This is a genomic window from Streptomyces sp. NPDC107522 (assembly GCF_055657525.1).
Window position 1 is genome coordinate 162,923 of the sequence record NZ_JBVKAU010000019.1, and the last position, 10,206, is coordinate 173,128.

8 protein-coding genes are annotated in these 10,206 nt (G+C 69.2%); 4 read left to right on the forward strand and 4 right to left on the reverse strand.

What is annotated here, in order from left to right; translation table 11 throughout:
* Window positions 1-417, reverse strand: a complete 417-nt coding sequence (locus tag ACZ7L6_RS37645; RefSeq protein WP_471932014.1) for a Zn-ribbon domain-containing OB-fold protein — start codon at window positions 415-417, stop codon at window positions 1-3.
* 156 nt (window positions 418-573) lie between these two features.
* Between ACZ7L6_RS37645 and ACZ7L6_RS37650 the strand changes: the two genes are divergently transcribed.
* Together ACZ7L6_RS37650 and ACZ7L6_RS37655 are read left to right on the forward strand one after the other, a co-directional pair.
* Entirely contained in the window at window positions 574-1,380 is an 807-nt protein-coding gene (locus tag ACZ7L6_RS37650) for a M15 family metallopeptidase (protein WP_471931990.1), read from the forward strand.
* A 50-nt stretch (window positions 1,381-1,430) separates the two neighbouring features.
* Complete coding sequence (locus tag ACZ7L6_RS37655; RefSeq protein ID WP_471931992.1) at window positions 1,431-1,967, forward strand: NUDIX domain-containing protein; 537 nt, start codon at window positions 1,431-1,433, stop codon at window positions 1,965-1,967.
* A gap of 2 nt (window positions 1,968-1,969) precedes the next feature.
* Here ACZ7L6_RS37655 and ACZ7L6_RS37660 read toward each other — a convergent pair whose 3' ends face one another.
* Window positions 1,970-4,336 (reverse strand): glycoside hydrolase family 31 protein, encoded by a 2,367-nt coding sequence (locus ACZ7L6_RS37660; RefSeq protein ID WP_471931994.1) that lies wholly within the window; start codon window positions 4,334-4,336, stop codon window positions 1,970-1,972.
* 213 nt (window positions 4,337-4,549) lie between these two features.
* Here ACZ7L6_RS37660 and ACZ7L6_RS37665 point away from each other — a divergent pair, with 213 nt between their 5' ends.
* Window positions 4,550-6,514 carry an acetoacetate--CoA ligase gene (locus tag ACZ7L6_RS37665; RefSeq protein ID WP_471931996.1) on the forward strand — a complete coding sequence of 655 codons (1,965 nt, stop codon included), beginning with the start codon at window positions 4,550-4,552 and terminating at the stop codon, window positions 6,512-6,514.
* A gap of 117 nt (window positions 6,515-6,631) precedes the next feature.
* A complete protein-coding gene (locus ACZ7L6_RS37670) occupies window positions 6,632-7,525 on the forward strand; it encodes a hypothetical protein (protein WP_471931998.1) in 894 nt (297 codons plus the stop codon).
* A 68-nt stretch (window positions 7,526-7,593) separates the two neighbouring features.
* Here the strand turns inward: ACZ7L6_RS37670 and ptsP are convergent, their stop codons facing one another.
* Both ptsP and ACZ7L6_RS37680 read right to left on the reverse strand, forming a co-directional pair.
* Window positions 7,594-9,264 carry a phosphoenolpyruvate--protein phosphotransferase gene (gene ptsP, locus ACZ7L6_RS37675; protein ID WP_471932000.1) on the reverse strand — a complete coding sequence of 557 codons (1,671 nt, stop codon included), beginning with the start codon at window positions 9,262-9,264 and terminating at the stop codon, window positions 7,594-7,596.
* A gap of 80 nt (window positions 9,265-9,344) precedes the next feature.
* Window positions 9,345-9,794: a PTS sugar transporter subunit IIA gene (locus tag ACZ7L6_RS37680; RefSeq protein WP_471932002.1), complete on the reverse strand. Its 450-nt coding sequence runs from the start codon at window positions 9,792-9,794 to the stop codon at window positions 9,345-9,347.
* Between the last annotated feature and the right edge of the window lie 412 nt (window positions 9,795-10,206).

The window sequence follows — 10,206 nt, forward strand, 5'->3', positions numbered from 1 at the left end:
TCACCCCGTCGGCCGCCACTGCCACGTCGTCCAGATCGTCTCCGCGTCCTCATGCAGCACGCCCGGAACGACCTCCACCTCCATGCCCACCGTCAGATCGGCGACGGTGACCTCGGGTACCGCCTGCCCGAGCACCACGAGGCGCTCGGCTGCCAGCTCCACAGCGATCAACGTGTACGGCTCCCACGGAAGTTCCGGATCGGTCACATAGGGTGACGGAGGCCGGTACCGGCTGTCCGTGTACGACCAGACGCGCCCGCGCCGTGAGAGCGGCACCTCCTCCAAATCGCCGCCCGGGCAGTCCGGGTTGCGGCAGTGCGTGTCCTCGCGGGGAAAGAAGACCGAGGTGCAGATCGAGCAACGGGTGCCGAGCAGTCGGAAGTCGTCCTCGTCACCGGCGAACCACCCGGCGACCACAGGTGTGCGCGTGCGTGGCATAGCCCCTCCTGGCCAGGATCTGACGGGTCGTCAGAAGTGTGCCACGGGCAACCGGAAAGCGGCAGGCGGCCCCGACCGCTCGACTGCATCCGATCGCTTCCCCGACAGAACACATTCCTGATAGATGCAGGAGGCATGACACGACTCTCCACCGCGGTACGGGGACTGGTCATCACGCTCGCCACCTTGCTGGCCGTGACCGTCGCCCCCGCCACCGCCCAGGCGAAGACCGAGCCCAGAGCGCCGAAGGACTTCGTGGCGCTGAGAACCGTGGACCCCACCATCCTCCAGGAGATGCGGTACTTCACCCCGCACAACTTCGTCGGTGAGCGCATCGACGGCTACCGGCAGCCCCTCTGCATCCTCACCCGGCCCGCCGCCGAAGCGCTCCACAAGGCCCAGAAGCAACTACTTCGCCAGGGCTACACGCTCAAGGTGTACGACTGCTACCGGCCACAGCGCGCCGTCGACCACTTCGTGCGCTGGGCCGAGGACCTCGACGACCAGGCCATGAAGGACGAGTTCTATCCGAACGTCGACAAGACCCGTCTGTTCGTGGACGGTTACATCGCGGAGAAATCCGGCCACAGCCGCGGCTCGACCATGGACCTGACGATCGTCCGTCTGCCGACGAAGCCCACCAGGCCGTATGTGCCGGGAGAGCCCCTCGTGCCCTGCTACGCCCCGCAGAGTGAGCGCTTCCCCGACAACTCCGTCGACATGGGCACCGGCTTCGACTGCTTCGACACCCTTTCGCGCACCCTCGACCCGCGCATACAGGGCGAACAGCGTGCCAACCGGCTGCTGCTCAAGAGCACCCTCGAAGCCCTCGGCTTTGTGAACCTCGCCGAAGAGTGGTGGCACTACACCTACAAGCCGGAGCCCTATCCGGACACCTACTTCGACTTCCCCGTGTCCTGGAAATCCCTCACCAGGCAGTAGTGACCGGCCCCCGGAAGACGCCCTTCCCCTGATCGGATACAGTCCGCCGCGTGTCCGAAACTCAGCACTCCGCCCCCAACTCCGCAGCAGACTCCCACTGTTCAAGCTGCGGCGCGCCCTACGGAGAGGGCGTCTCCGGCTGGCCCCGCACCTGCCCGGCGTGCGCCACCGTGGCCTACCGCAACCCGCTGCCGGTAGCGATCGCGCTCCAGCCCGTGTACGACACGAAGGGCACCGCCCTGGTCGTCATCACCCGCACCGTCGCCCCCGCGCGCGGAGGCATCGCACTGCCCGGCGGCTACATCGACGACCGCGAGGACTGGCGCCAGGCCGTCGTCCGCGAACTCAAGGAAGAGACCGGCATCGACGCGGCCGGCCGCGACGTACGGCTCGTCGACGCCATGAGCTCTCCCGACGGGCACCTGCTGTTGTTCGGCCTCCTTCCGGAACGGCCCGCCGACCGCCTGCCGACGTCGGCCGCCACGGACGAGACCGAAGGCTGGCACCTCCTGCGCAGGCCGCAGGAGCTCGCCTTCCCGCTGCACACCCTGGCCGTACGGGCGTTCTTCGAGGGCCGTTACGTCTGAGCTCAACGCTCGCCGAGCCCTCGTATCCGCACCGGACGAGGTGACGTGATCACGCCGTCCTCATGCTCCCGCTCGACGACCAGCTTCCGGCCCTCCCAACGGGTGACGTAGCGCTCGATCTCCGGTTCGTCCCAGCCGTCACCCGCATCCGGTACCACCAGCCCGCCCCCGGTACGTCCCGGGGCGGGCGCCCACACCTCCAGCTCCAGCCCGCCGTCGTCCCCACGTACGGGGACAACGGCACCCGCGCGCGCGAGCACCGGAATCCGGGACAGGGGCGCCTCGACAAGGACCTGCCCCGGACCCTCGTACGTCCGCTCCGTCACCGTGTCGTACCAGCGCCCTCGCGGCAGCTGCACCGTACGTCGCTCAGCGCCCGGATCCAGCACCGGAGCCACCAGCAGGCAATCGCCCAGCAGAAACGCATCCTCGCAATCGCGCAGCGGCCGCTCCTCGGGCGCCGACCACCACAGCGGACGCACATACGGCGCCCCTGTCCGCCGGGCCAGGTGTGCCAGCGTCACGAAGTACGGCAGCAGCCTCCGGCGCTCGATGACCGCCACGCGCGCGTGCTCCAGCACATCGGGACCGAACTCCCAAGGTTCCCTGCGCCCCGCCCGCAGGCTCGCGTGCGTACGGAACAGCGGCAGGTAGGCGGCCAACTGGAACCACCGCAGATACAGCTCCGGCGAAGGACTCCCGTCGAACCCGCCCACGTCCGGCCCCGAGTAGGGCACCCCGCACAGCCCGAGGCCCATGACCAGCGACAGCGCCGCCCGCAGCCCGGGCCAGCCCGTGGCGACATCACCGGACCAGGTGCCCCCGTAGCGCTGCATGCCGGCCCACCCGGAGCGGGAGAAGACGAAGGGGCGCTCCTCGGGCACGAGTGCGCGCAGTCCCTCGTATCCCGCCCTGGCCATGCACAGGCCGTAGACGTTGTGCGCCTCCTGATGATCCCCGCCCCGGCCCTCCAAGGAGTGCCGGGCAGAACGCGGCAGAGTCGACTCCCCGAAGGCAGCGAACGAGGTCGGCTCGTTCATGTCATGCCAGAAACCCGAGAAACCCTGCCCCAGCCGCTCCTCGTACAGACCACCCCACCACTGCCGCACGCGCGCGTGCGTGAAATCGGGGAACACCGCCTCCCCGGGCCAGACCACTCCCCGAACGAGTCGCCCTGAGGCGTCCCGGACGAACACGTCCTCGGCGGTCCCGCTGTCGAACACGGCGTTGCCCGGCGCGGCCTTGACCGCCGGGTCGACGATCGACACCAGGCGGATCCCGTCCCGCCGCAAGTCCTCGGCGAGCTGCGGCAGTTTGGGAAAGTGCTCCTGATCGACCGTGAACACCTGATGCTCGTCGTAGTGGTCGATGTCCAGATGGACCGCGTCCAGCGGCAGGTCCCGCTCCTGGTAACCCGAAACGATCCGCCGCACCTCCTGCTCGCTGCCGAAGCCCCACCGCGCGTGATGGTGGCCCAGCGCCCAGGTGGGCGGCAGCGCGGCAGCGCCGGTGAGGGAGGCCCAGACGAGCAGCACGCGCGCGGGAGTGCCCACCACCACCCAGCAGCGCAGCGGGCCCCCGTCCATCCGCAGTTCGCTGGTCCCCGCGCGGTCATGCCCGGAACCGGCACCTTCCTCGCCTTCCCGCAGCGTCACGGTGCCGTCCCACGAGGAGTCGTGGAACACCAGGTGTGTGGCCGCGTCGGACACCACCAGCTGCACCGGCATGGTGATGTACAGCGGGTCGTCGTCAGGGCCGAACGCATGGCCCGGGTCGGTGTTCCACAGCCTGTACGTCCCGTCCTTCAGCCGGGGCCCCGACGCCCGGCCGCCCAACCCGAAGAACCGCGCGTCCGCGGCCACCTCCGAGCGCTGCATCCAGCGCGCCGACCCACCGCCGACCGGCTCCCACCAGCGCGGCGGCAGATCGCGCCGCAGCGTCACACCACCCGGTGTCTGCACCTCCACGGCGCCGTGCCGTGACACCACGACCGTCACCCGCTCGGCCACGACCCGCCAGCCACCGTCCTTGTCGGGCTCGAGCACGGCCCGGGGATCCGGTTCGGGACAGCGGCCCGCGAGCGCGTACGACGGCTCGGGAGCGGCCCCGTCCCAGCCCCAGAAGACGGCCCCGTTCACGGTGACGACGACCCGCAACTCGGACCGGCCGAACCGGATGACGCCCCCGCCCGGACCGGGCTGCACCTCCCGCACGGCGCCGGGCACCCGAGCGCGCTCGGCCCCCCGGGGTGGCAGCCCCAGCGCGTCGGCGCGCTTCCTGCGCCACGCCGCTTGTACGGTACGCAACCCCTGGGCCGCCCCAACAGAACCGACCGCCAATATCGAACGCACCAGGTCACGACCGTCCATGCTGCTCAGCCTGCCATTGACCGCCCCACGCCCGCGTGCCGTTCAACTTCCGTTCACCCGTGTCGGGGCCACATCTTCACGACACGGACTATGTGGGGCGCACCCTGGTGCAGAAGTCGATCACATGGCATCGTCCGTGTCATCCGCGTCACGCGCACACCCCAGCCGTGCGCGGAAGACGCACACGACGCGCACAGTCCGGGAGCCGCCCCAATGTCGACCAATCCCCAGCCGCTCTGGCAGCCAGATCCGCAGCGCATCGCACAGGCACAAGTCAGCAGGTTCCAGGCCTGGGCCGCCGAAAACCACGGCGCCCCCGCCGAAGGCGGCTATGCGGCCCTGCACCGCTGGTCGGTCGACGAACTGGACACCTTCTGGAAAGCCGTCACCGAGTGGTTCGACGTACGGTTCTCCACCCCCTACGCGCGCGTGCTGGGCGACCGCACCATGCCCGGGGCCCAATGGTTCCCCGGCGCCACCCTGAACTACGCCGAGCACGCCCTGCGCGCCGCAGCGACCCGCCCCGACGAACCCGCACTCCTGTACGTCGACGAATCCCACGAGCCCCGCCCCGTCACCTGGTCCGAGCTGTGCCGCCAGGTCGGCTCCCTCGCCGCCGAGCTGCGCGCCCTCGGCGTACGCCCCGGAGACCGCGTCAGCGGCTACCTCCCGAACATCCCACAGGCCGTCGTCGCCCTCCTGGCCACGGCCGCCGTCGGCGGCGTCTGGACCTCCTGCGCCCCCGACTTCGGCGCCCGCAGCGTCCTCGACCGCTTCCAGCAAGTCGAACCGGTCGTCCTCTTCACCGTCGACGGCTACCGGTACGGCGGCAAGGAGCACGACCGCCGCGACATCGTCGCCGAACTCCGCCACGAACTGCCCACCCTGCGCGCCGTCGTGCACATCCCCCTCCTCGGCACCGAGGCACCCGAGGGCGCACTGGATTGGTCGGCCCTCACCACAGCCGACGTAGAACCCGTCTTCGAGCAGGTGCCCTTCGACCACCCCCTCTGGGTGCTCTACTCCTCCGGCACGACCGGCCTGCCCAAGGCCATCGTCCAGTCCCAGGGCGGCATCCTCGTCGAGCACCTGAAACAACTCGGCCTGCACTGCGACCTCGGCCCCGAGGACCGTTTCTTCTGGTACACCTCGACGGGCTGGATGATGTGGAACTTCCTCGTCTCCGGCCTCCTCACCGGCACCACGATCGTCCTCTACGACGGCAGCCCGGGCTATCCCGACACGGGCGCCCAGTGGCGAGTCGCCGAACGCACGGGAGCCACCCTCTACGGAACCTCGGCCGCGTACGTCATGGCCTGCCGCAAGGCCGGCGTGCACCCCGCCCGCGACTTCGACCTCTCCAAGGTCCAATGCGTCGCCACCACCGGGTCACCGCTGCCGCCCGACGGCTTCCGCTGGCTGCACGACGAGGTCCGCGACGACCTCTGGATCGCCTCCGTCAGCGGCGGCACCGACGTGTGCTCCTGCTTCGCGGGAGCCGTGCCCACGCTGCCCGTGTACGTCGGCGAACTCCAGGCCCCCAGCCTCGGCACCGACCTGCAGTCCTGGGACCCCAGCGCCAAACCGCTCATCGACGAGGTGGGCGAGCTCGTGGTCACCAACCCCATGCCGTCCATGCCGATCTACTTCTGGAACGACCCCGACGGCAACCGGTACCACGACAGCTACTTCGACACGTATCCCGGCGTATGGCGCCACGGCGACTGGATCACCGTCACCTCACGCGGCTCCGTCGTCATCCACGGCCGCTCCGACTCGACCCTCAACCGCCAGGGCGTCCGCATGGGGTCGGCCGACATCTACGAAGCCGTGGAGCGCCTCCCCGAGATCAAGGAGTCCCTCGTCATCGGCATCGAACAGCCCGACGGCGGCTACTGGATGCCCTTGTTCGTGCACCTGGCCCCCGGAGCGGTTCTCGACGAGACCCTCTTGAACCGCATCAAACAGACCATCCGCGAACAGCTCTCACCCCGCCATGTCCCCGACGAGATCATCGAGGTCCCCGGCGTCCCCCACACCCTCACCGGAAAGCGCATCGAAGTCCCGGTCAAGCGACTGCTGCAGGGCACACCCCTTGAGAAGGCGGTCAATCCGGGCTCCATCGACAACCTCGACCTCCTGCACTTCTACGAGGATCTGGCCCGCAAGCGCGCCTGACCGACACACGCCGGCCTCGGACTCCCAAACCGCGGTGACGTCCGAGGCCGAGGCCGTTGTCAGTGCCCCCGGTTACTGTGAGTGAGCATTGATCGACTGTGCAGCACAGGGGGAAACATGGCGCACACCGACCACCAGACGATGCGACGCGTCCTGCGCCGCGAAATCGCCGGCACGATCGGCCTGCTGACCGACGAGCACGACTTCCGTGCGATGCGGCGCTACCGCAGCTTCACCTTCGACGACCACAAGAAGTATCTGGAACAGATGGAAGCCCTCCTCAGGACACGGGCCTCCCAAGGCAGCCACACGACGATCGCCCTCTTCGATCCGCAGGAGTACGCCGAGTACTGCGCGGAAACGGGCCTCGACCCCGACATCCCGTCGAGCCGCACCCGCTTCACCGCCGAACTCGCGAGCACCGGACCCACCGTCCTCTACGAGGGCCAGCCCCTGGCAGACCTCGTACCGGCCCTCGTCGACGAAGCCGTCCGGCAAGCCACCTGGGAGTACGCCTCCACACTCCTGGCACGAATCGGCACCTGCGCCACCTGCGGCGAGGACATCGGCCGCGCGGCCTTCATCCGTGCCTCCAACCTCCTCGTCCGGATCCTGGACACGGCCCAGCCGGGCAGCCGGCACCTCGTGTGCAGCGTCACGGGAACACCGGAAACACTCGTCGCCGTCCTGCACGCCGACGAAGGCGCCGAGGGCGCCACCCACCTCGACGAGGCGGAAGCCCTGGAATTCACGACGGTTCTCGCCCTCGGCCTCGCCACCAAGAGCCCCGGCGGACTCGTCATGCGCACCAGCGCCCCCGGCACATCCGACCGCATCTACGGATGGCGGCTGCGCGGAGACGGTCTGGAACCCCTCACGGCAGGCGAGGTCTTCGACGCCTACTGCACCGACATCGAATCCGGAGATCTCATCGCCCCGGAATCGGGCGTCGACTACTGCGTGCCACCGCATCTCGGCGATGAGGAGGCGGCTCGGGGCCACGACCACTGAACGCAAGGGGGCGCTCCACCCTCAGGCGGAGCGCCCCACGAGAACGTCATGCAGCCCGTCGGCTCCGGCTACTCGCCGGACAGCACCGCCTGAGCCGCGTTGCGCGCCTCCTCGGCGCTGTCCGCCGCCCGCGCGGCTGCAGCGGCACGCTCACACTGCGCCAGCGTGAACTTCGCCAGCGTCGCCCGGACGTAAGGAATCGACGCCGACCCCATGGACAGGGAGGTGACCCCCAGACCGGTCAGGACACACGCCAGCAGCGGGTCGGACGCCGCCTCACCACAGACACCGCAACTCTTGCCCTCGGCCTTCGCCGCCTCGGCGGACAGCGCGACCAGGTCGAGCAGCGCGGGCTGCCACGGATCCTGCAGACGGGACACCGCACCCACCTGACGGTCCGCGGCGAAGGTGTACTGCGCGAGGTCGTTCGTCCCCAGCGACAGGAACTCGACCTCCTGCAGGATCGAACGCGCCCGCAGCGCGGCCGACGGAATCTCCACCATCGCACCGAACTTCGCCTGCAGCCCGGCCGCACGGCACGCGTCCGCGAACGCCTTCGCATCGGTACGGTCCGCCACCATCGGGGCCATGACCTCGAGGTAGACCGGCAGCCCCTCCGCAGCCTTCGCGAGCGCCGTCAGCTGGGTGCGCAGCACCTCGGGGTGGTCCAGCAGCGTCCGCAGACCGCGCACACCCAGGGCCGGGTTCGGCTCGTCGGCCGGCGTCAGGAAGTCGAGCGGCTTGTCCGCACCCGCGTCCAGGACACGCACGACGACCCGGCCCTCGGGGAAGGCCTCCAGAACCTGCCGGTAAGCCTCGACCTGCTTCTCCTCCGACGGAGCCTTCTTGCTGTCGTCGAGGAAGAGGAACTCGGTACGGAACAGACCGACGCCCTCAGCACCCGCCTCGACAGCGGCCGCAACGTCGGACGGCCCGCCGACGTTGGCCAGCAGTGGCACCTTGTGACCGTCGGCGGTGACACCCGGACCAGTCGACGCCGCGAGCGCGGCCTTGCGCGCGGCGGCAGCCGCTTCGAGCTCAGCCTTCTTCTCTTCGCTCGGGTTCACGAAGATGTCACCGGTGCTGCCGTCGACGGCGATGACCGTGCCCTCGGTGAGCTCACCGGCACCCGGCAGCGCGACGACGGCCGGCACACCGAGCGCCCTCGCCAGAATCGCGCTGTGGCTGGTAGGCCCACCCTCCTCGGTGACGAAGCCGAGAACCAGGGCCGGGTCCAGGAGGGCCGTGTCGGCCGGGGCGAGGTCGCGCGCGACCAGGACATAGGGCTCGTCGCTGTCCGGGACACCCGGCATCGGAACCCCGAGCAAACGAGCGACGATACGATTCCGCACGTCATCGAGGTCCGCCACTCGGCCGGCGAGGTACTCACCGGCACCCGCCAGCAGCTCCCGGTACGCGGCGAAGGCGTCGTACACAGCACGCTCAGCCGTGCTGCCGACGGCGACACGTCGGTCCACGTCCGCCATCAGCTCGGGGTCCTGGGCCATCATGGCCTGCGCCTCGAGCACGGCCTGGGCTTCGCCCCCCGCGAGATTGCCGCGGGCCATCAGGTCTGCTGCCACAGCCTCCACGGCCTTGCGAGCGCGCCCCTGTTCACGCTCCGCCTCCTCGGCCGGAATCTGCTTGGCAGGCGGCTCGAGGACCGCCGTTCCCATGTGCCGAACCTCGCCGATCGCCACACCGTGGCTCACGCCGACGCCTCGCAGCGTTGTCTCCATCTCACCGTCTCCGATAGTGCGGCGGGTCCCGCCGCCGCGATGGTTGTCGTCCCTACTTGCCGTCATAGAACGGCGCCGTGTCACTTCCAGACGAAGAGACTGTCGCCGGCCTTCACATCGCCGTCATCACGCAGATCGGAGAGGGCCTCGGCCGTGGCTTCGAGCGCCACGATCGGGCACACCGCGGACTTGCCGGCTTCTTCGACCGCCGCCGGGTTCCAGCGCACGATGCCCTGGCCGCGCGTCACGGTGTCGCCCTTGTTCACGAGCAGCTCGAAGCCCTCGCCGTTGAGCTGCACCGTGTCGATGCCGAGATGAGTGAGCACACCGTGACCTTGCTCGTCGACGACGACGAAGGCGTGCGGATGGAGAGAGACGATGACTCCGTCCACGGGGGACACCGCCTCGGACGGCTCACGCACGGGGTCGATCGCGGTGCCCGGGCCGACCATGGCCCCGGAGAAGACAGGATCGGGTACGGATGCCAGTCCGACGGCGCGTCCTGCCAGTGGGGACGTCACGGTGGTCATGGGAAGCCTCCCAGGGATGGAGATCGATAGGGGCCGTCGCTGCCTGTGCCGGACGGCACACTGTTCAGCAGGGTATGTCACGTGAAGTGCCGGTTCCGCTCCGCCCTCGCGGAGTGGTCTAGACCATACCCCATATCGATTTGCACCCGCTCCGTGGCCGCGTGTACAGTCGTACTCCTGCGGGGGGCTGAGTGACGCGACCAAGTGTCCTCGCCCAGCAGCACCCAACTTGTCAGATCCTATCTCGGGGTCACTTTCTGCATGCCTGCAGGACAGTGGTCAGAGAGCCGGAAAAACACTGATAGAGTTGGAAACATCGAAGGGAAGCGCCCGGAGGAAAGCCCGAGAGGGTGAGTACAAAGGAAGCGACCGTTCCTTGAGAACTCAACAGCGTGCCAAAAGTCAACGCCAG